This window comes from Terribacillus jepli (assembly GCF_047228925.1).
In the GTDB taxonomy this organism is placed as follows: domain Bacteria; phylum Bacillota; class Bacilli; order Bacillales; family Amphibacillaceae; genus Terribacillus.
In genome coordinates, this window is sequence record NZ_JBFEGH010000002.1 from 1 (window position 1) to 19,770 (window position 19,770).

The following is a 19,770-nucleotide window of genomic DNA, read 5'->3' on the forward strand; positions in this document are numbered from 1 at the left end:
CTGAGCCAAGATCAAACTCTCCATGAAAGTGTTGATGCTTTGTGCTCGTTAGAGCTGACGTTGATCTTAATGATCATGTCGTTTAGTTCGTAATTGGTTGTTTTGTTCAGTTTTCAAAGATCAATGACTGTCTTGCGACAGTAACTATATACTACCACCATGATTCGAGACTGTCAACACTAGTTTCTAAGAAAAATAGATTATTAGCAAAGAAGACGTCGAAACGCCTCCTTTGCCATGTTTCTCATCTCACTTGAAAACTAGTTCGCCTTTCCATTCCAGCATACCGCCATCCATATTGATCACATCATACCCTTGGTTTTCCATGAAGGCTGCTGCATTCATGCTCCGGTGGCCACGACGGCATACAAGTACATATGTCCCGTCCACAGGTAATTCCGCTAGCTTTTCAGGAATCTGCTGCAGCGGAATATGAATGGCACCCGGAATCATGCCTTGCTCCACTTCTTCATCTTCCCGTACATCAATCACTTTATAGGCAAAAGTGCCGTTTTCAATAAGTCCATCAAGTTCTTCCGGTTGTATATTGCGCATCCCACAGTTCTCCTTTACTTAAATAGAACCCCTCCTGAAAGCACAGAAGGGATTCATCTATCAATTTGCTACTACATTCACCAGCTTGCCTGGAACGACAATCACTTTTCGAACAGTCTTTCCTTCAAGCCAGCTTTGCATTTGTTCATTATCAAGTGCGATTTTCTCCAGCTCTTCCTTGGATGCATCATGCGGAACCATTGCTTTTGCCCGCACTTTACCCATCGCCTGTAATACGATTTCGATTTCTTGTTCTACAAGCTTCGACTCATCATGAATCGGCCACGCCGCATACGTAATGGTTTCCTGATGACCGAGTTTGCTCCACAGTTCTTCGGCGATATGCGGTGCAACCGGTGAAAGCAGCTTAGTGAATCCTTCCGCAAATTCGCGCGGGATGACAGGTGCTTTATAGCAATCGTTGATGAATACCATCAATTGGGAGATGCCTGTATTGAAACGTAAAGCCTCAAAGTCCTCTGTCACTTTTTTCACTGTTTCGTGGTAGCTTCTTTGCAGTTCTTCGGCATCGATATCCTGGACCTTATCCGAGAGTTCCCCTGTTTCTGTAATGAATAAGCGCCATACCCGATCAAGGAACCGACGGGAACCATCCAGTCCATTTGTAGACCAAGCGATCGAAGCATCCAATGGACCCATGAACATTTCGTATAGACGAAGTGTATCTGCGCCATGAGACTCGATGACATCATCAGGATTGACAACATTCCCTTTGGATTTACTCATTTTCTCATTGTTTTCACCAAGAATCATCCCTTGGTTGTACAGCTTTTGGAAAGGCTCTTTTGTCGGGACTGCTCCGATATCGTAAAGGAATTTATGCCAGAAACGTGCATATAGCAAATGAAGGACAGCGTGTTCTGCTCCACCGATATATACATCGACCGGCAGCCACTTCTTCAGTGTTTCGAAGTCGGCAAGCTTTTCCGGGTTCTTCGGATCGATGTAACGAAGGAAGTACCAGCAGCTTCCCGCCCATTGTGGCATTGTATGTGTTTCCCGTTTCCCTTTCTTGCCTGTTACCGGATCTGTAACATTCACCCATTCCGTAATATTTGCAAGCGGGGATTCACCAGTACCAGATGATTTGATTTCATCAGTCTTCGGAAGTACCAGCGGCAGCTCTTCCTCCGGCACACTTGTCATCGTGCCATCTTCCCAATGGATGATCGGAATCGGTTCACCCCAGTAGCGCTGGCGGCTGAACACCCAGTCACGCAGGCGGTAGCTTACCTTCTTGGAGCCGTGGTTATTCTCTTCCAGCCACTTGATAGCTGCAGAAATAGCTTCCTCTTTATTCAAACCGTCCAGGAATTCAGAATTGATATGCGCCCCCTCACCAGTATGCGCTTCTTTTTCAATATCAGCACCTTCGATAACTGCTTTGATCGGCAAATCGAAAGTCTTCGCAAATTCATAGTCACGTTCATCATGTGCCGGTACAGCCATGATTGCTCCGGAACCATAACTCATCAGCACGTAATCAGCGATCCAGATCGGCATTTTTTCCCCGTTAACTGGATTGATGGCATATGCACCAATGAATACGCCTGTTTTCTCTTTTGCAAGGTCGGTACGCTCCAAGTCACTCTTTGCAGCTACTTCTTCCTTATAGGCATCGACTGCTTCGCGCTGGCCATCGGACGTAATTTTGTCAACAAGCGGATGCTCAGGGGACATGACAGCGAATGTAGCCCCAAACAAAGTATCCGGACGGGTCGTAAACACATCGAAGCTTTCTTCTGTGCCTTCTATGCGGAAGGTAACTTCGGCACCTTCTGAACGGCCGATCCAGTTCCGCTGCATCTCTTTCAAGCTATCCGGCCAGTCCAGTTCATCCAAGTCTTCCAGCAGGCGGTCTGCATAGGCAGTAATACGTAGAACCCATTGCTTCATCGGTTTACGGATGACAGGATGACCGCCGCGTTCGCTCTTTCCATCGATTACTTCTTCATTGGAAAGGACAGTACCAAGTGCAGGGCACCAGTTAACTGCTACTTCATCAACATAAGCAAGCCCCTTCTTATACAATTGAAGGAAAATCCACTGCGTCCATTTATAGTAATCTGGATCTGTTGTATTCACTTCACGATCCCAGTCGTATGAGAAACCAAGCTCTTTGATCTGCCTTGTGAAGGTTGCGATATTCTTTTTCGTAAATTCTTCAGGATCATTCCCAGTATCCAGCGCATACTGCTCCGCCGGCAAACCGAAAGCATCCCAGCCTATAGGATGAAGCACTTCATAGCCTTGCATCCGTTTCATACGGGACAAAATATCCGTCGCTGTATAACCTTCAGGGTGCCCGACGTGCAGACCCGCACCTGATGGGTAAGGGAACATATCCAAGGCATAGAACTTTTGTTTTTCAGAGGAAGTATCTGTTTTGAACGTTTTGTTTTCTTCCCAATAAGCTTGCCATTTCTTTTCGATTTCATGATGATTGAATGACATATCGTGTGCCTCCTGTACTCTCTTCAACTTGAACAATCTGACCGTGAAGCAAAGAAAAAAGCCTCTCATCCCAATAATGGGACGAGAGGCTTCTCCCGCGGTACCACCCAACTTAGCGCAAATGCGCCCGCTCGACATTCCTTAACGCGGAAAACGGCAAAAAGTACTGGCAGTTCCCTTTTGCAATTCCAAAGGCGAGTTCACAAGATGCCGGGACGGCTTGCACCAGAGTGCCGTCTCTCTTAAACCAAGCAGTGCTTGCTACTACTCCTTCTCCTCATCGTTCACAGTATTGTTGTGTTCAGTGTACGGAACTGCGCCGCATTTGTCAAGATTCGGCAGCTTCCGTACGGAATACCGAAACAGCCTCCTGTAGTTCACGTGTTACGCGGTCAAGCTGACCGACTGTCATGGCTAGCTGCTCATATGCTCCATACTGGGCATTGGTAGAATGATGGACAACATCCGTCTTTGCTGTATTTTCCTGAAGTGTGCTGCTAATTTGTTCCACTCTGGCAAGCACCTCCGCCCCAAACCGTTCAGACTGGACACTTCCGCTCTGGATTTGGTGCAGCCGGTTGGCAATGGATTCGAATTTTTCCTCGATCTCTACAAATGATGATTCCATACTTTCCATGGAAGCTGTTTCAGCTTTGGCTGTTTCGTGACCGAATTGCACAGCCTCTGATAAATTCATCGTACCCTTGCGGATTGCACCTACTGTCTGATAGATACTATCAGCCGAAGATTTGGATTCATCAGCAAGTTTACGGATTTCCTCTGCAACGACAGCAAAGCCTTTACCCGCCTCACCGGCCCTGGCCGCCTCAATTGCCGCATTCAAAGCAAGCAAATTAGTCTGTTCCGCAACGGAAGCAACCGACGCAACCATTTGCTCGATTTGCTGTGAGTATTGTATGAAATCCCGCAAAGACGCTTCCATCAACTCCCTGCTTTCTCCGTTTCGGACTGTCAGCTTCTGCTGATTCTTTACAGTTTCACGACCGCGGAGGGCAGCTTCTGACGCAAGTTTTCCAAGTTCCACTGTCTCTGTCGCAAATGCACTGTTCTCACTTCCTTGCTTGTCCATCTGTTCAATCAAGGCCACCGTCTGCTGAAGATCGGAGGAAATGCGCTGGGAGCCGGATGTAATTTCGCCGACTGAAGCAGCAATTTCCTTATGCAGTCCTTGAAGATTCCGATTGTCCTTATCAATTTCTTCAGACATTCCAGCCACTTCATCACTTGCTTTCTCGATGGACCGGATCAGGCTCTTCAACTGTTCTGTCATTTGTCCGAATGAATGATTCATCTCGCTGATTTCCAGACTGCCAGCCTTTTCTATCGGCTGTACAGTCAAATCTCCGGATGCAATCTGATTTGTCCTTGATGCCAATGCCAGTAATGGATTAGCAATCGATTTGCTCGTCCTTCTCGAAGTATAACTTGTGATGAGAATCAGCAATAACACACCAACAACCGACACCACTATTACAAAAGTAATTTGATTCTGCAGTGCAAGCTGTTCATCTTCATATGCTGCCGTACTGTATGCATTCGCCATATATATATCATTCAGCAGCCCTTGGACTCGGCTCGATAACCGCAGTGCTTCCATCTCATTCACATTTGTCAGGAGGCTCGTCACTTCCCCTTGCCACTCATCGTATTTTTCCAATCCCGCTTTGAGATAGGCGGATGACTGGCCTTCTGATGTTGCTGCCAGTTGCTCGAAGCTCGATTGGCTCTGTTCCAAATAAGAACGTAATTCTGCAGCCGATGTATCCGTACGAATCGTAGTGGTGTTCTTTAGTATCTGTCCCGCATTATTCAGCTGGCTGTCCAGCTTCTGAAGCTGCAGGAGGTGCTGGACTTGCTCGTAGCTTGAGGCATTGATTCTCACCATACTGAAGATGATGAATGCAATAAGCGCTAAAGCTAATATACTCGTAGCTGCTGATTGAAGAAAAAGTTTCCGTGTCAGTTTCATTTAGCTCACTCCGATTCTATCAGCTTCTGTGTTGCCGTGTGAACTTTCCCTTCGACTGTGTCAGTGATACTGACCACAGCAATCGGACTCAAGCCTACCGCTTGTTCCCCCAAACCAATCACATCACCCTCAGGCAGTTGTTTGCCTTTGGATAACCGTTCCAGAAATTCGAATAAGACATGATCGATTTGCAGCATGGCAGATGTAACGACATGATCAGGAGCAAGATAGGCTTGGTCACCACCAGCTCCGATCACATATCTATCTGCCAAGGCCGCTTGCTCGATCATTGCTTTTCCGGCATCTCCCGGTCCAGCGAAAAGAATATCCACTTCCTCATCGATAAGCTCCCTCGCCAATCGCTTACCGGCAGCTTCATCATCTGCGGATGCTTCCCTGACGAGCAGTTCGGTTTCTTTGGAGGTATCCTCCACACCTTGTTGGAAACCTTTAAGATATGCACTGGATCGATCACCAATAAAGCCTGCCTTGTTAGTTTTTGTAACGGTGGCAGCGGCTACACCAGCCAAATAACCTGCCTGTTCGGCATCAAACTGGTAACCGTACAAATTATCGCCCTTCAAATCGGTTTCAAAAGCGATGTATGTAATACCAGGATTGGCTTTTGCTTGCTTGGAGACAGCATCCTTGGCTTCTGACTCTATCGTGATGATTGTATCCATACCTTCTTCAGCCAACTCTTCCAATGCTCTCTCATAGGATAGCTCTGGGGTTATTTCCTTATATGTATAAACTATATCAAGACGGTCTCTTGCTTTAGTCAGCCCCTCGACTGCCACATCATTCCATTCCTGATCACCGAGACCCGCGTCTGTCAGTATGATTCCGATACGTTTCTCTTCATCCAGTTTGGCAGCTGCCGAATTGGCGGCACACCCAGTTACATAACATAGAAGCAAAATACAAATAGGTATTAGGATGCACTTATGCATGTCGATATACTCCTTTCTTTTCCATTACACTACTACTATGGTCCTTATTCCGACACGTTTCTACATAATTTCGGTAAATTATTTGTAAAATTATCTTTACATAAGATAGATTTGATTTGCTAAATGGAAGCAGGTAGCGTACAACTAAGAGAGAACAATTTGTCAGAGAGAGGATTTCAGGAAATGCTAAAACATGTCATCGCTTATGCACACGAACTGATGGAGCAAGTGATCCAGCCAGGGGATACGGTTATTGATGCGACATGCGGCAACGGTAACGATACACTCGTGCTCAGCCGCTTGGTCGGAGATGAAGGAAAGGTGCTGGCATTCGATATACAGGAACAAGCCATCGAGATGACAGGCAAGCACTTGGCCATGCACGATGTCACCAATACGACTTTGATCCTGGATAGCCACCAGCGTGTCGATCATTATATAAAGCCTGCAGATGAAGGAAAGCTTGCCGGTGCTATTTTCAATCTGGGTTACCTGCCCGGAAGCAATAAAGCAATTACAACCAACGCAGAAAGCACCATCACTGCCATCGAGAAAATTCGCCATGCAATGAAGCCAGGCGGCAGAATCGTATTGGTTGTTTACCACGGCCATCCAGAAGGCGCGATTGAAAAAGAGGGACTGCTTGCCCATGTGAAGGATTATGATCAAAAGTATTATGGTGTCTTGCAGTACCGCTTCCTTAATCAAAAGAACAATCCGCCATTCATCATTGCCATCGAGAAGAAAAAATGAAAGAAGCGCGAGCCCCTTCAGCCAATCGGGGTACGCGCTTCTTTCATTTTATTATATGCTTTGATGTTCAAGTGGAAAAACTTCGATTTATTGCCGCTGGCCCTAAGCAGCGATTTTATCATCTGCTTGCCATCGGCTAGCAGACTCACCTTACTATCTGCCAAGTACAAACCGACAAGCCCATGATGGACCATTTCATGGAAAGAAGCATGAGGCAGACGCTGTACACTTTCATTCGTCCGTTCGATGAAATACTGCAGTCTTTCGCGCATTTCCTCAGAGTCCCGGTAGTAGTGACAGAAGTTCAGATCACCTTCGGCCTCATCCTCCATCTGATCGATATAATAATCCAGCAGGATATGCAGACCTTGCATATACGGGAAATAGCTTCGATAGATATCTTCAGCCAATTGATGATCAAGCTCCATCCCCATTCCGTAAGATACGAAGCAGAAGATGCCGAGTGTCGATCCGCTGCAAGCCGAAAATTCATACCAAGTAAGGTCACGATGGTCCTCTTGATAAAGGGAGAACCAATTCGTAAGCCGCTCGATTCTCTCTTCCTTCGCTACATGCTTATGCACTTGCAGATCGCCATATAAACCGGAAAGCTTCAGCAGATAAGGCTGCATGATTTGCAGATTCGGCTGTTTTCCGAGGATTGTCTGGCAAGTGAAAACGAGAGAATGCAAATAGCCGCCATCTTCACCCTCCTCGCGTAATGCGTAATAATCCTTCAGCTTTTCGCCAGGCTGCAGCGCATCCAGCATGGATTGATGCAAAAGCCGGAAATCATCAGGGTCAAGCGAAGTGCTGCGATCGCATAAATTATCAAGATAGTCACTGATGGTCTGATACGCAATGATGAACTTGATAGCCTGTTTCCACGCATCCCCTGCCAGCAGACTGTATACAGCCCCTCCCTGACAATGGAAGCGTTTCGTCCGGATACTTTCCAGTGCCTGTTTCCGCAATTCCGGGTCCGGGATTGCTTCTGCCCGCTGTTTCCATAGTTCCAATTCTTTATGTACTTCAGGGAATATTTTCCGATATACTTGATGCATAAGTAAAACCGATGACTTTGGTATTTGTTGGGCCATTGTTCAATATCGCTCCTCGAATCCGGGATTGTCTTCTTTCCAAAAAATCCATTAATTCTATAAGAACATAAACGAAAGGAGTATTCAAATGATATACGAATACGACAAGAAACGTCCACATGTCCACAATGAAGCGTATGTAGCTCCAGATGCTGTTATTACAGGGGATGTAACAATTCAAAAAAACGCCAGCATCTGGTTCAAAACGGTCATACGCGGTGATGTTTCACCCGTTATGATCGAAGAAGGTGCCAATGTCCAGGATCTCTGTGTTCTTCATCAAAGTCCTGATCTCCCCCTTATTATAAAGAAAGGTGCCACGGTCGGTCATCAAGTGACACTGCATTCCTGTACGATTGGAAAGAATGCTCTGATCGGCATGGGATCCCTTATCCTTGATGGAGCGGTCGTGGAAGATGGTGCGTATGTCGGAGCGGGTTCACTCGTACCTCCAGGAAAAACAATCCCTTCCGGCAAGCTCGCATTCGGCAGACCTGCCAAAGTCGTGCGGGATTTGACGGAAGCCGATTACCAGGACATGGAGCGAATTCGGTTGGAATATATCAACAAAAGTAAACTGTATAAAGAAACAACGTAAAAAAACCGTCCCTCTTGTTGGGACGGTTTTTCTGTTATACGGTCTGCAGCTTGCTTTGCACTCTGTCAACTTTTTGGAATTCCGCAAAGTCGTATTTACGTTCAACGTAAATTTGATGCCATAGCATGAATGCAAGAACAGTCCAGATTTTACGGCTGTAATCACCCTTGCCTTGGCAATGTGCATCCAGCAGATTAAGAATATAATCCTTATGCAGGAGATGATCTGTCTGACTTTCATGGATGAGCTGCTTCGCCCAGCCATTCAGTTCATTTTTCAGCCAGTGGCGCATAGGTACCGGGAAGCCGAGTTTTTTACGGTGCAATACGTGATCAGGTACAATGCCTTCCACTGCTTCACGCAGCAAGCTCTTCGTCGTATTGTTGGCGATTTTCAGATCTTGCGGAATCTCGCGGGCCACTCGGAAAACTTCTTTATCAAGGAACGGTACGCGAACCTCTAGTGAATGCGCCATTGTCATCTTATCGGCTTTAAGAAGGATATCTCCGCGAAGCCAAGTATGGATATCGATATACTGCATCTGGTTGACAGGAGGCTCATTCTTGACGTTTTCATATAAAGGTGCAGTTAACTGCTGATAGCTGATTGAGCTGTCATACGTTTTCAGCAGCTTTTGCAGATCGTCTTTCTCGAACATCTTGGCGTTGCCGATGTAGCGGTCCTTCAACGGAGTCGTGCCTCGTTCCAAGAAGCTCTTGCCGCGCACACCTTCAGGGAGGATCTTCGCTACACGGGCCAGCAATGCCTTGGCAGGTCCCGGGATGCTGTCGAACATACGCAGGGACTCTGGCTCACGATAGATATTGTATCCGCCGAACAGTTCGTCGGAACCTTCGCCTGAAAGGGCAACGGTCACATGCTTGCTGGCTTCCCTTGCCACGAAGTACAGTGCCACAGCGGAAGGGTCAGCTAATGGATCATCCATATGCCACATGATTTTCGGAAGCTTTTCAAGATATTCTTCCGGTGTGATGATGTGCGAATAGTTTTCCACGCCGATTTTTTCAGCTGTTTCTTTCGCCACATCCACCTCAGAATAGCCTTCACGCTCGAACCCTACGGAAAATGTCTTTAAGTTCGGGTTGAATTCCTTTGCGATTGCCACGATGACGGAGGAATCGATTCCGCCTGAAAGGAAGGAACCGACTGGTACATCACTTCGCATATGTTTGCTGACGGAATCATACAGCACGTCCTGAATTCGGGTGATCCAAGCTTGCTTGTCCATGATTTTCGGTGAGAATGTCGCATGCCAGTAGCGATGGAATTCGATTGGTTCACCTTCGCGTTTTACGAAGTAATGACCTGGTTCTACCTTTTTGATACCTTCTGTCATAGAGAACGGATCGGGTACGTATTGGTAGCTCAGATATTGCTGCAGCGATTCTGTATCCACAGTATCGGATTCTTCAAGAAGGGTGATGCTTTTCTTCTCGGAAGCAAAGAAGATTTCCTCGTCAGTCTCTTTATAGAAGAGCGGCTTGATGCCGAACGGATCACGAGCTCCGTAGAATGTCTTCTTTTCTTTATCCCAGATCAAAATGCTGAACATACCGCGAAGCTCCTTGAATGCTTCCGCTCCGTATGTATGGTACATCGCTGCGATGACCTCGGTATCGGATTCTGTCTTGAACTCAGAACCTTTCTCCAGCAATTCTTCACGAAGTTCTACATAATTGTAGATTTCTCCGTTAAACACCATCCAAATTTTCTCATCATCGTAGCTTAGCGGCTGGACACCAGCCTCGATGTCAATGATACTCAAACGGCGGAAACCGAATGATACATGCTCGTCATGGTAATATCCTTCATCATCCGGGCCACGGTGCGTGATGATGTTGTTCTGTTGTTTGAATTTATCCTTATCAGCTTGCGTTAGTTGTTTTACGTTTTTTCTGATGACGCCAATCAAACCACACATTTACTTATTAGCCTCTCTTTCATTACTTCTAGCCATTAATTATAGCATAAAACAATTCGGTTCTTGAAGGAAGATTATGGGCGCCGACGCAAAAAAAGCAAGAGCGGAAGATGCCGCTCTTGCTTTTACAGTTGATTATGCGAATGTATAGCTTTCCAGCTGCACTGCTCTGTCTGTCCGCTCCCAAGGGAAGTTTTTATCTGTACGTCCGAAGTGACCGTACGCAGCAGTATCTTTATAGATTGGCTGGCGCAAGTTCAGCATCTTGATGATGCCGGCAGGTCGAAGGTCGAATAGCTCGCGTACTGCTTTGACCAATGCTTCCTCGGTTTGTTTGCCTGTTCCGAAAGTATCGATGCTGATGGAAACGGGCTCAGCCACACCGATTGCATAAGCAAGCTGTACTTCACATTTATCCGCAAGACCTGCTGCAACGATGTTCTTCGCCACATAACGCGCCGCATAAGCGCCGGAACGATCCACTTTCGTTGCGTCTTTGCCGCTGAATGCACCGCCGCCATGGCGTGCATAACCGCCATACGTATCAACGATGATTTTACGGCCAGTCAATCCAGCATCACCTTGCGGACCGCCGATAACGAAACGGCCTGTCGGGTTGATGATATATTTCGTATTTTCGTCTAGCAGCTCTGCTGGCACAACAGGTTTGATCACAAGCTCTTTTAGATCAGCATGGATCTGTGCTTGCTCCGCTTCAGGATGATGCTGTGTAGAGATGACGATCGTATCAATCCGTACAGGCTGATCGTTTTCGTCATATTCCACCGTTACTTGTGTTTTCCCATCCGGGCGTAAGTAATCCACGACTTCCTCTTTGCGTATGTTCGCCAATTGCTTGGAAAGACGGTGAGCCAATGAGATTGGCAGCGGCATGAATTCCGGTGTTTCATTGCTGGCATACCCGAACATCAATCCTTGGTCACCAGCACCGATGGCATCGATTTCTTCATCAGTCATCAAACCTTCGCGGGCCTCAAGCGCTTGATCGACGCCGCCTGCGATATCGGGTGATTGTTCATCGATTGCTGTCAGCACTGCACATGTATCGGCATCAAAGCCGTATTTAGCACGTGTATAACCAATTTCCTTGATTGTCTTACGCACGATGCTTTGGATATCTACATAAGCGTTCGTTGTGATTTCGCCAGCTACTAGTACAAGACCAGTCGTAACTGTCGTTTCACAAGCTACACGGGCGTTCGGATCCTTGGATAGGATTTCATCTAATATAGCATCCGAAATCTGGTCACAGATTTTATCCGGGTGGCCTTCAGTAACGGATTCTGAGGTAAATAATCGACGATTAGCAGTCATTCTGCCAAATCCCCCTTCAACTACGATTAATACGGAAGTTTTACTCTTTCCAAGTATGTTATTAAGAAACTTGATAATGGGTGAAGGTGAAAGAACACTACAGCAAGTATTGTTCTTTTTCTATTATTAAGCCGTTACATGAAAAAAACCTTCCATCATAACAGAAGGCTGGCTTATTCCCTCTCTTATCGTTCAAGGTATCCCTTGCTCAGGTTGAGCACCATTTCACAAATGTGACGGTTGCCGGGTTTCTTAGGGCCTGTCCCTCCGCCTACTCTGAATAAGAGTGTTTTCCGTTCGCAACTATGTTATCGAAACAGCCTTCAGAAGTCAACCAAATCCTGCAATTGCCGACAAATCTTATCGGAATTATCCGTCAACTAATTCTCGGCTAATGATTGCAAATCAAAATAGTATGTATTAATATTTTAATGCGTTATACTAATTTAAAATCAATTCAAAAGGCGGGATCTATATGCGAATGATGCACGCAGTAACAGCGTTAGAGGAATTGCGCAACCAATCCAATATGAAAAGGAACCTATCTGCGGCTCAATTGACTGAGGCGGCATTGTCCCGCCAAGAGGCACGCTTGACAGAAACAGGTGCCTTGCGGGCAGCTACCGGCAAATATACCGGCCGCTCTCCAAAAGATAAGTTCATTGTCAAAGATGAACTTTCTGAAAACAAGGTGGACTGGGGCAAAGTGAATCAGCCAATAAGTGAAGCCACTTTCGATCATCTGTTAGGCAAAGTCGTCGATCATTTGCAGGCAAAAGAAGAAGTATTCTCATTCCAGGGATTTGCAGGAGCCGATGAACGCTATCACCTGCCGATACAGGTGATCAACGAATACGCATGGCATAACTTATTCGCCCATCAGCTGTTCATCAGGCCGAGTGATGAGGAACTGGCATCCCATAAGCCTTCTTTCACTGTCATCTCTGCTCCAGGCGTAAAAGCTGATCCGTTGGTCGATGGCACCAATTCGGAAGCTTTTGTGATCGTTTCCTTCAAACAGCGTATGATTGTGATTGGCGGCACGGAATATGCCGGTGAAATGAAAAAATCCATCTTCTCTGTAATGAACTTCCTGCTTCCGCAGCAGGAAATCATGCCGATGCACTGTTCTGCCAATGTAGGTGCAGATGGCGATACTGCTCTATTCTTCGGTCTATCCGGAACGGGTAAGACGACGCTTTCCGCCGATCCGAACCGGCCTTTGATCGGGGATGATGAACATGGCTGGTCACCAGATGGCATTTTCAATATCGAAGGCGGCTGTTACGCAAAGTGCATCAATCTTTCCGCAGAAAAAGAGCCTGAAATCCATGGTGCGATCAAATTCGGAACAATCCTTGAAAATGTATCCGTTGATGAAGCCGGCATTTGTGATTATGAAGATGGCTCCGTTACAGAAAACACACGTGCTGCCTACCCGATCGACTATATCAAGGGCAGTTTACCGAAAAGCTTGGCGCCCCATCCCAAAACGATCATCTTTTTGACTGCGGATGCAACTGGCGTGCTGCCTCCGATCAGCAAGCTGACGACCGAACAGGCAATGTACCATTTCTTGAGCGGCTATACGAGCAAACTTGCTGGCACGGAGCGTGGTGTGACGGAACCGGAAGCGACATTCTCTACCTGCTTCGGAGCCCCTTTCCTGCCGCTGGCACCATCCGTATATGCTGATATGTTGGGTGACAAAATCAGCGAGCATCAGGCAGAAGTGTATTTAGTCAATACTGGCTGGACCGGCGGAGATTATCATTCGGGTTCCCGGATGAAGCTTGCTTATACAAGAACGATGGTACAGGCAGCACTTCGTGGGGAGTTACGCGATGTCGATACAATCCAAGATCCCATTTTTGGCCTGCATGTTCCTGTTTCCATCGCTGATGTACCTAAAGCGCTCCTGATGCCGGAGAATGCATGGGAAGATAAAACAGCCTACAAGGAAAAAGCGCAGGAACTGGCTGTTAAGTTCCATCAGCATTTTGCAAAATTTGATTTTATTGACGACGCGGTACGCCAAGCGGGTCCGCTATACAAATAAAAGAGAACTGCCCCGAGAGACAGCTGTCTTTCGGGGCAGTTCTTTACATCGTTTTTTCGAGTTGATCTATGTGGTGCAGTGCACTGGGTAGCACTTTATCTTTCATCATGAAGCTGTATTCTGCATGCTGTGCCAGGTGGGAAGGAAACTTTTCCACCATCACTGGTCCATACGTCTCCAAGTAATTGGATTTCTTCTTCAGTTCCGAGATAATGGCGTAATAGACATTTTTCACAATATGCCCCGCTTTGCCGGCTACAAAATATTGACCGACATATCTCAACTGCTGGACAACGCCACCAGTCTCCTCCATCACTTCCCGCATGGCGGCATGCTCTGCCGTTTCGCCTTTTTCTACCTTGCCGCCTGGGAACTCCAATCCCCGATCTTTATGGCGTGTGAGCAGCCACTTGCTTCCGTATCGGCAAATCACCCACACATGTTTAGGCTGATCAGAAAATGGATGATCAGCGAAAGACATCTTCACTTCATTGTTATAGTAATCCCTGAACGTAATCATCATCCCACTGCCTTCTTCACATCAAACCTACAAGTATTTGACTGCTGCGATCTTCCAGCCTCCGTCATACAAGAATTTGATCTCGATTGTATAGTTACCGTGCAAATCATCGGTATTGCTTTGTGTAATTGTAACATACTTATCGGAGTCTGTTTCCACTTTGTATGAATTATCCGGGTCGAACCATGCAGGTGTTTCAGTCGGCAAGATATACAAGCCATCCGCTTCTTCCGAGAAATAGAAGTCGACGATCGATTCGCTTACGTCCCTTGTGGCTACTTCGTCAAAACTCTTCAATAATTCTTCTTTGGAATTGTAGTTCAAGACTTTGTAATTTTCATCTGTCTCCTGGGTGACTTTGTCCATGAAGGAAGAAGTAAGCTGTTCTATTTGTGCATTATCCAATTCCTGCTTTGCGGGAAACTGGCTTTTTTCGGCTGTTACTGCAGTTATATTGTCTGATTGGTATGATAGCGCGAATGCGAATGGGACTAGGAGCATGATGATGACACCTATTGCTTTTTTCCATGTTGGTTTAAGCATAATCAGTCCTCCTTATGTTGTCATAGTATAGCTATTCCTCATCTTTCCTTTTTTGAAACACAGGATTGGTCATGAAAGCTAACTACTAGCTTCTGCATCGAGCGAAGAACTCCTCCGAATCAAAAACCATATATTTGAAGTTCATAGTAAAGTTTACGCATCTGCCTCTAGGCATTCTTTATCTATTTCATCTTAAGCAATGAAAAATTTGTGGGGATTTCTCCTCAATTGTTGATTTTTGTAAAAAAATGTGAAACAAAACGCTGTAAAACTCGTTAAACTTTGGTAAGCTTTCCAAGGCGGACTAATTTTCAGGAATGATTTGTAATAAGACATACTTACGCAGAAATAAAGTGATTGAGTCCGTTACTTTACAGAGCAAATTATCTTTGGAGGGATTAGATGAAAGCGGTAAAACATCTTGGCTGGTTCGTATTGGCACTGGCACTATTTCTGACTGGATGCGGTACAGACAGCGCTTCTACAGATGCAGAAAGCAAAGAGAAGAAAGGTCCTACACCTGAAGAAATCCTGCAAAGCACATCCAAAGCCAATGAAGATCTGAATAGCTATGATATGGATATGTCAATGGATATGGATGTGAAAGCAACTGGTATGGATCAGTCCATGACAACGACGGCGAACGGAACGATCGTGATGGATCCATTGTCTTCTAAGCTCAGCATGGAATCCATGGGGGAACAGTTCGATATGTATATCAAAGACAATATGATTTATATGTATGAGCCAGCTTCTGCTATGTGGCTGAAAATGGATGCTGAATCGGAGATTGGCGCTTCTCTTGAAACCGATCAAGTTGCTGAGCCTTTGGATGAGCAGATCCAGCAAGTGAAGGATTTGGCTGATAACATCAAAGTATCAGAAACAGACACAGAATATGTACTGGATGTTGTAGTAGCCGAAGATAAAATGATGAGCTTCATGGAAGAGCAGATGGGTGCAGCAGGCGAAAGCATCGAGAGCTTGGGTAACTTCACTTTCGATAAGTTCAACTACACCATCTCCATCGATAAAAAGACCAATTATCCGAAGAATATCAAATTGGATATGGTCATGAATATGGAAGATGCGGGTGACGAAGCAACTGTCAACGCAGTGGTGGATATGAATTACGACAACTTTAATGCAACAGAAAGCATTGAAATTCCGGCAGAGGCTGAAAGTGCAGTTGATATCTCTGACCAAGCAGCTTTGACTTATTAAACAGAAAGAGGCACCAGGATATCCCTGGTGCCTTTTTTTAGATATTATATTTCACATCGGCGTCTTTCTCTAATTCATCCACTCTTTCAAGCATGACTGTCTGCAGATTCTGTTGTTCCATCATCGTTTTCAGCTGATCCTTGATGTCATCATATTTTGGCAGACTGTCTTCTTGATTGCTTTCTTTTGCCTGTTTTTGCATCTCTTCGTAATATGTCTTCATATCGTCTTCGGTCACTTCTTTCGGTGACAGCTCGTTATCGACATATTTATTTACAAGCAGGCCTTCTTTCAGCCGCTGCTTGTACTCATCTTCCGTTGTACCGGCAGCTTCCAAAGCTTCCTTGAATTTGTCTTCATTTTCAAATTGGTCTTTGGCAGATTGCATTTCCTCATCCACTTCTTTATCGGAAACCTCGTAGTCCTTATTCTCCGCTTCTTGGAAAAGCAGTTTATTTCCTACAAGACTTTTTAATACTTGATCCTTTAATTCTTTTGCACCATCATCTGTTGTCGGATCCTCGCCGTTTGCCTGTGATTGTTGCTGTGCAGTGGATAGGAGTGAATTATATTCCTCACCTTTAATCTCGGTACCATTGACAGTCGCGACTGTTTCGTCCGGATCCACTTGCTGTTCCTCCATCTTCTTCTGCATTTCTTCTGCTTGCTTCTGCGCTTTTTGTTCAGCACTGGAAGAATCAGATGAAGAATCCTCATCATTCCCACATGCAGCCAATACTATAGCCAGTACCAGCATTAAGCATAGGGTCATCAAACGTTTCATAAAATAGAAACCCCTCTCTTCGTGTATGGTTACGAATGTAACATCTATTAACAGCCAACACAAGTATACCATGTCATTCTAGTAGAAAAGTAAGACAAAGACGCTCCGGACAGGGCGCCTTTCTTAAGCAAATTGCTTTTGATCTCAATGATCTTTCACGACCAGGGCAGTATGTACGGTACCTGGAACGAAAAACAGTAGTGTCAAAACCAGATTCAGTAATGCCTCGAATGGTTTGCCGGTGAATGATATGGCAACTGATAGCAGTAAAATCTCCAACAGCATTCCTCCTCTTCGTTGCATTACCCTTTGACTCCTTTTGGCACCTATTTCCCTTCCTTTACCTCTTTGGATACATGCAGCAGGTAGTCCATATCCACTTCTACCCCGATACCCGGCTTAGCTGGAATTTGGATGCTCCCTTTCTCCACCCGCAGCGGCTCTTGCAGCAAATCCCTCTCAAAGTACCTGTCAGAACCAGACAAATCACCAGGTAGCGAAAAGCCCTGCAAAGAGGCTAACGCCAGATTATGCGCCTTCGAAATGCCTGTTTCCACCATACCTCCGCACCAAACAGGCAATCCGGCTTGCTGACACAAGTCGTGGATACGGATTGCAGCAGTCAGACCGCCAACCCTTCCAATCTTGATATTGATGGTCCGGCATGCTCCCAGCTCAAGGGCCTGCCAGGCATCCTGCCAGCTTTCCACCGTTTCATCAAGGCAAACAGGGGTCAGCATCTGATCTTGCAGCCGTTGATGAAGGACAATATCCCCTGAGGGAAATGGCTGTTCAATCATCTGCAGATTCAAGCTGTCCAGATCAGCAAGCAGAGGCAGATCCCGGTCCCTGTATATGCCGTTCCCATCAATCATCAGCGGAAGCTCCGGATCAATTAATTTAACCCGCTCAATTGCCTGTCGTTCGTTATATTTTGATACTTTCAGCTTGGCACGCTCAAAGCCTTGGCTGCGAATCATCTCGATCGTCTGCTCGAGATCGTCGGATAGACTGATGACAGCACCTGCCTTTGCTTTTGTCCTTGTACCGCCTATACAGGAAGCAAGACTTCTATTCTGCTGCTTGGCATATAAATCCCAAACGGCTCCTTCCACAGCAGCTTTGGCCATTTGATTACCGACGATGCCAGCAAGCAGTTTCGGAACATCTGTCGGGTGATTCACGTTTCCGGCAAACAAGAGCGGCAGCAGCGATTGCTGAAGCAGTATCCAGCTCGATGCAACTGTTTCACTCGTATAGAACGGTTCGGCAAAAGCGACTCCTTCGCCATATCCCAGCCGTCCGTCAATATCTTGTAGCTCGACGATGATTCCTTCCCTTTCATGCAGGACGCCAGCATGTGTCGTGAAAGGCTGTTTGAGCGGCAGGGTATAACGGAACAAGCGATAGCCTCTTAACTCCATCATGCACCGTCCTCTTCGAGCTTCTGCTGCAGCTTAAAGCGCATCAGCTTATTGCTCGCATTTCGCGGAAGTCCGTCGACCCAGTGCCAATATTTCGGGATTTTATAGCGCGCTAACCTCTCCTGGCAGTATGCCTGTAATTCGTCGATGCTGACATCTTTATCCTTTACAAGGAATGCAACAGGCACAGCCCCCCACTGTGTGTCAGTTTGTCCGATGACAGCGGCCTCATTGATAGCAGGATGGCTGGCCAAAACGCCTTCCACTTCGGCAGGATAGATATTCTCACCACCCGAGATGATGAGGTCTTTCCTGCGATCAAGCACGTACAAATAGCCCTCTCTATCCGTATAACCGATGTCTCCTGTCGCAAGCCACCCTTCCTTGAAAGCTGCACCGGTTGCTTCCGGGTTGCGATAGTATCCTTTCGTGATCATCGGGCCCTTCACTTGGATTTCTCCTGCTTCATCATGCTTGGCCAATCCTGATGAGGTCATGATGCGCAGCTGAGCCGGAACGAGCGCTTTTCCAGCCGAGCCCAGCTTACGGATACTGTCTTCAGGACTCAATGTCACGATTTGAGACGCGGTTTCAGTCATGCCATAGGACTGGAACACAGGAATGGCACTTGTTTTTGCCTCTTCCAGCAAATGGAGCGGCGCCGGCCCTCCCCCTAACAGCATGCAGCGAAAAGTATCCGGATAGGTAATACCGTCTTTCTTTTGCAGGCGCAAAAGACGCTGAAGCATGACAGTGACAACCGATACAATTGTGACACCATGCTTTGTGATTGCTGTCTGGACGATTTCTTCATCGAAGCCCTGTGTCACATACAGCGGCATCCCGTAGATGGCACTTTTGAAAATAGTCGATAAACCGCCAACATGGAACATCGGCAGCGGAGACAGCCATTTGTCTTCCTGGGAAAGCCCAAGATTCAAGGCCGAACCGATGGCACTCCACCAATGGTTGCCATATGTATGCTCGACACCTTTTGGATTTCCTGTCGTCCCGGAGGTATAGATGATGCTGAATACATCGTCAAGACGAAGCTCTGTGCAGCATGTATACTCCTGAGCCGGCTGTTCATGCAGCATCTCAATCGTCTGGAGAGTAACTTCAGTGGCCTCGGCCTGTTGTTCATATTTTGCAGCAGCAAGCAGTAGTTCCGCTTCGCTGTCTTGCAGTTGAAAGGACCATTCAGCCACTGTCAGTCTTGTATTGAGCAAGATCAATGTTGCACCGATATAGCTGAGTGCGTGGACAAGCACCACCATCTCTACACTATTATGGGATAGTACAGCAACGCGCGAACCATGCCGCACACCTAATGAAGCGAGTCTGCGGGCACTGTCATCGACTGCCTCATGCAGCTTTCGGAAAGTCATTTTTGTTCCTTCCGGTGTTTCCAAAGCCAGCCGCTCCGGACTGACTGATGCCTGCTTCTGCAGCCAATGCGGGATGATTTCCGACATGTTTCATCCATTCCTTTCTATCATAAAGAAGAACCTTTGC

The 19,770-nt window shown here is 46.4% G+C and carries 17 protein-coding genes, 1 riboswitch and 1 other annotated feature; of the genes, 4 read left to right on the plus strand and 13 right to left on the minus strand.

Annotation, left to right across the window (positions count from 1 at the left end):
* Window positions 1-249 precede the first annotated feature (249 nt).
* The 4 genes from AB1K91_RS02310 to AB1K91_RS02325 all read right to left on the minus strand — a co-directional run bounded on the left by AB1K91_RS02310 (window position 250) and on the right by AB1K91_RS02325 (window position 5,973).
* A complete protein-coding gene (locus AB1K91_RS02310; RefSeq protein ID WP_413087792.1) occupies window positions 250-555 on the minus strand; it encodes a rhodanese-like domain-containing protein in 306 nt (101 codons plus the stop codon).
* 60 nt (window positions 556-615) lie between these two features.
* Complete coding sequence (gene leuS / locus AB1K91_RS02315) at window positions 616-3,030, minus strand: leucine--tRNA ligase (protein ID WP_413087794.1); 2,415 nt, start codon at window positions 3,028-3,030, stop codon at window positions 616-618.
* Between the two features lie 74 nt (window positions 3,031-3,104).
* Window positions 3,105-3,317, minus strand: a binding site (T-box leader).
* A 41-nt stretch (window positions 3,318-3,358) separates the two neighbouring features.
* Complete coding sequence (locus AB1K91_RS02320) at window positions 3,359-5,020, minus strand: methyl-accepting chemotaxis protein (RefSeq protein ID WP_413087796.1); 1,662 nt, start codon at window positions 5,018-5,020, stop codon at window positions 3,359-3,361.
* A 5-nt stretch (window positions 5,021-5,025) separates the two neighbouring features.
* Complete coding sequence (locus AB1K91_RS02325; protein ID WP_413087798.1) at window positions 5,026-5,973, minus strand: BMP family ABC transporter substrate-binding protein; 948 nt, start codon at window positions 5,971-5,973, stop codon at window positions 5,026-5,028.
* Window positions 5,974-6,156: 183 nt separating this feature from the next.
* On the opposite strand from AB1K91_RS02325, the gene mnmM reads away from it, so the two are divergent.
* Entirely contained in the window at window positions 6,157-6,726 is a 570-nt protein-coding gene (mnmM, locus tag AB1K91_RS02330) for a tRNA 5-(aminomethyl)-2-thiouridylate-methyltransferase MnmM (RefSeq protein ID WP_413087800.1), read from the plus strand.
* 17 nt (window positions 6,727-6,743) lie between these two features.
* On the opposite strand, the gene AB1K91_RS02335 is transcribed toward mnmM, so the two are convergent.
* Window positions 6,744-7,826 carry a tetraprenyl-beta-curcumene synthase family protein gene (locus tag AB1K91_RS02335; protein ID WP_413087802.1) on the minus strand — a complete coding sequence of 361 codons (1,083 nt, stop codon included), beginning with the start codon at window positions 7,824-7,826 and terminating at the stop codon, window positions 6,744-6,746.
* An 88-nt stretch (window positions 7,827-7,914) separates the two neighbouring features.
* Here AB1K91_RS02335 and AB1K91_RS02340 point away from each other — a divergent pair, with 88 nt between their 5' ends.
* A complete protein-coding gene (locus tag AB1K91_RS02340) occupies window positions 7,915-8,424 on the plus strand; it encodes a gamma carbonic anhydrase (protein WP_413087803.1) in 510 nt (169 codons plus the stop codon).
* Between the two features lie 34 nt (window positions 8,425-8,458).
* Here the strand turns inward: AB1K91_RS02340 and asnB are convergent, their stop codons facing one another.
* Both asnB and metK read right to left on the minus strand, forming a co-directional pair.
* Window positions 8,459-10,366 carry an asparagine synthase (glutamine-hydrolyzing) gene (gene asnB, locus AB1K91_RS02345; RefSeq protein ID WP_413087805.1) on the minus strand — a complete coding sequence of 636 codons (1,908 nt, stop codon included), beginning with the start codon at window positions 10,364-10,366 and terminating at the stop codon, window positions 8,459-8,461.
* 135 nt (window positions 10,367-10,501) lie between these two features.
* Complete coding sequence (gene metK / locus AB1K91_RS02350; protein ID WP_413087807.1) at window positions 10,502-11,701, minus strand: methionine adenosyltransferase; 1,200 nt, start codon at window positions 11,699-11,701, stop codon at window positions 10,502-10,504.
* 182 nt (window positions 11,702-11,883) lie between these two features.
* Window positions 11,884-11,988, minus strand: a riboswitch (SAM riboswitch).
* A 188-nt stretch (window positions 11,989-12,176) separates the two neighbouring features.
* On the opposite strand from metK, the gene pckA reads away from it, so the two are divergent.
* Complete coding sequence (pckA, locus tag AB1K91_RS02355; protein ID WP_413087809.1) at window positions 12,177-13,760, plus strand: phosphoenolpyruvate carboxykinase (ATP); 1,584 nt, start codon at window positions 12,177-12,179, stop codon at window positions 13,758-13,760.
* Between the two features lie 43 nt (window positions 13,761-13,803).
* Here pckA and ytkD read toward each other — a convergent pair whose 3' ends face one another.
* Together ytkD and AB1K91_RS02365 are read right to left on the minus strand one after the other, a co-directional pair.
* Window positions 13,804-14,280: an RNA deprotection pyrophosphohydrolase gene (gene ytkD, locus AB1K91_RS02360; protein ID WP_413088367.1), complete on the minus strand. Its 477-nt coding sequence runs from the start codon at window positions 14,278-14,280 to the stop codon at window positions 13,804-13,806.
* Window positions 14,281-14,307: 27 nt separating this feature from the next.
* Complete coding sequence (locus AB1K91_RS02365) at window positions 14,308-14,823, minus strand: hypothetical protein (RefSeq protein ID WP_413087810.1); 516 nt, start codon at window positions 14,821-14,823, stop codon at window positions 14,308-14,310.
* Window positions 14,824-15,225: 402 nt separating this feature from the next.
* On the opposite strand from AB1K91_RS02365, the gene AB1K91_RS02370 reads away from it, so the two are divergent.
* Window positions 15,226-16,047, plus strand: coding sequence for a DUF6612 family protein (locus tag AB1K91_RS02370; protein ID WP_413087812.1), 822 nt, complete (start codon window positions 15,226-15,228; stop codon window positions 16,045-16,047).
* Between the two features lie 37 nt (window positions 16,048-16,084).
* On the opposite strand, the gene AB1K91_RS02375 is transcribed toward AB1K91_RS02370, so the two are convergent.
* The 4 genes from AB1K91_RS02375 to AB1K91_RS02390 all read right to left on the minus strand — a co-directional run bounded on the left by AB1K91_RS02375 (window position 16,085) and on the right by AB1K91_RS02390 (window position 19,730).
* Window positions 16,085-16,831 (minus strand): SurA N-terminal domain-containing protein, encoded by a 747-nt coding sequence (locus AB1K91_RS02375; RefSeq protein ID WP_413087814.1) that lies wholly within the window; start codon window positions 16,829-16,831, stop codon window positions 16,085-16,087.
* A gap of 144 nt (window positions 16,832-16,975) precedes the next feature.
* Window positions 16,976-17,134, minus strand: a complete 159-nt coding sequence (locus AB1K91_RS02380; RefSeq protein ID WP_413087816.1) for a YqaE/Pmp3 family membrane protein — start codon at window positions 17,132-17,134, stop codon at window positions 16,976-16,978.
* Window positions 17,135-17,157: 23 nt separating this feature from the next.
* Window positions 17,158-18,258 (minus strand): o-succinylbenzoate synthase, encoded by a 1,101-nt coding sequence (gene menC / locus AB1K91_RS02385; RefSeq protein ID WP_413087818.1) that lies wholly within the window; start codon window positions 18,256-18,258, stop codon window positions 17,158-17,160.
* Window positions 18,255-19,730: an o-succinylbenzoate--CoA ligase gene (locus AB1K91_RS02390; RefSeq protein ID WP_413087820.1), complete on the minus strand. Its 1,476-nt coding sequence runs from the start codon at window positions 19,728-19,730 to the stop codon at window positions 18,255-18,257. Before AB1K91_RS02390 ends, menC begins: the two co-directional genes overlap by 4 nt.
* Window positions 19,731-19,770 lie beyond the last annotated feature (40 nt).

Excerpts from the sequence above, each read along its gene's own strand:
- AB1K91_RS02320 (WP_413087796.1), bottom strand. The coding sequence starts at position 5,020 with ATGAAACTGACACGGAAACTTTTTCTTCAATCAGCAGCTACGAGTATA.
- ytkD (WP_413088367.1), bottom strand. The coding sequence starts at position 14,280 with ATGATTACGTTCAGGGATTACTATAACAATGAAGTGAAGATGTCTTTC.
- AB1K91_RS02390 (WP_413087820.1), bottom strand. The coding sequence starts at position 19,730 with ATGTCGGAAATCATCCCGCATTGGCTGCAGAAGCAGGCATCAGTCAGT.
- mnmM (WP_413087800.1), top strand. The coding sequence starts at position 6,157 with ATGCTAAAACATGTCATCGCTTATGCACACGAACTGATGGAGCAAGTG.
- AB1K91_RS02380 (WP_413087816.1), bottom strand. The coding sequence starts at position 17,134 with ATGCAACGAAGAGGAGGAATGCTGTTGGAGATTTTACTGCTATCAGTT.
- AB1K91_RS02365 (WP_413087810.1), bottom strand. The coding sequence starts at position 14,823 with ATGCTTAAACCAACATGGAAAAAAGCAATAGGTGTCATCATCATGCTC.
- metK (WP_413087807.1), bottom strand. The coding sequence starts at position 11,701 with ATGACTGCTAATCGTCGATTATTTACCTCAGAATCCGTTACTGAAGGC.
- AB1K91_RS02340 (WP_413087803.1), top strand. The coding sequence starts at position 7,915 with ATGATATACGAATACGACAAGAAACGTCCACATGTCCACAATGAAGCG.
- AB1K91_RS02310 (WP_413087792.1), bottom strand. The coding sequence starts at position 555 with ATGCGCAATATACAACCGGAAGAACTTGATGGACTTATTGAAAACGGC.
- leuS (WP_413087794.1), bottom strand. The coding sequence starts at position 3,030 with ATGTCATTCAATCATCATGAAATCGAAAAGAAATGGCAAGCTTATTGG.
- pckA (WP_413087809.1), top strand. The coding sequence starts at position 12,177 with ATGCGAATGATGCACGCAGTAACAGCGTTAGAGGAATTGCGCAACCAA.
- AB1K91_RS02325 (WP_413087798.1), bottom strand. The coding sequence starts at position 5,973 with ATGCATAAGTGCATCCTAATACCTATTTGTATTTTGCTTCTATGTTAT.
- AB1K91_RS02335 (WP_413087802.1), bottom strand. The coding sequence starts at position 7,826 with ATGGCCCAACAAATACCAAAGTCATCGGTTTTACTTATGCATCAAGTA.
- AB1K91_RS02375 (WP_413087814.1), bottom strand. The coding sequence starts at position 16,831 with ATGAAACGTTTGATGACCCTATGCTTAATGCTGGTACTGGCTATAGTA.
- menC (WP_413087818.1), bottom strand. The coding sequence starts at position 18,258 with ATGATGGAGTTAAGAGGCTATCGCTTGTTCCGTTATACCCTGCCGCTC.
- AB1K91_RS02370 (WP_413087812.1), top strand. The coding sequence starts at position 15,226 with ATGAAAGCGGTAAAACATCTTGGCTGGTTCGTATTGGCACTGGCACTA.
- asnB (WP_413087805.1), bottom strand. The coding sequence starts at position 10,366 with ATGTGTGGTTTGATTGGCGTCATCAGAAAAAACGTAAAACAACTAACG.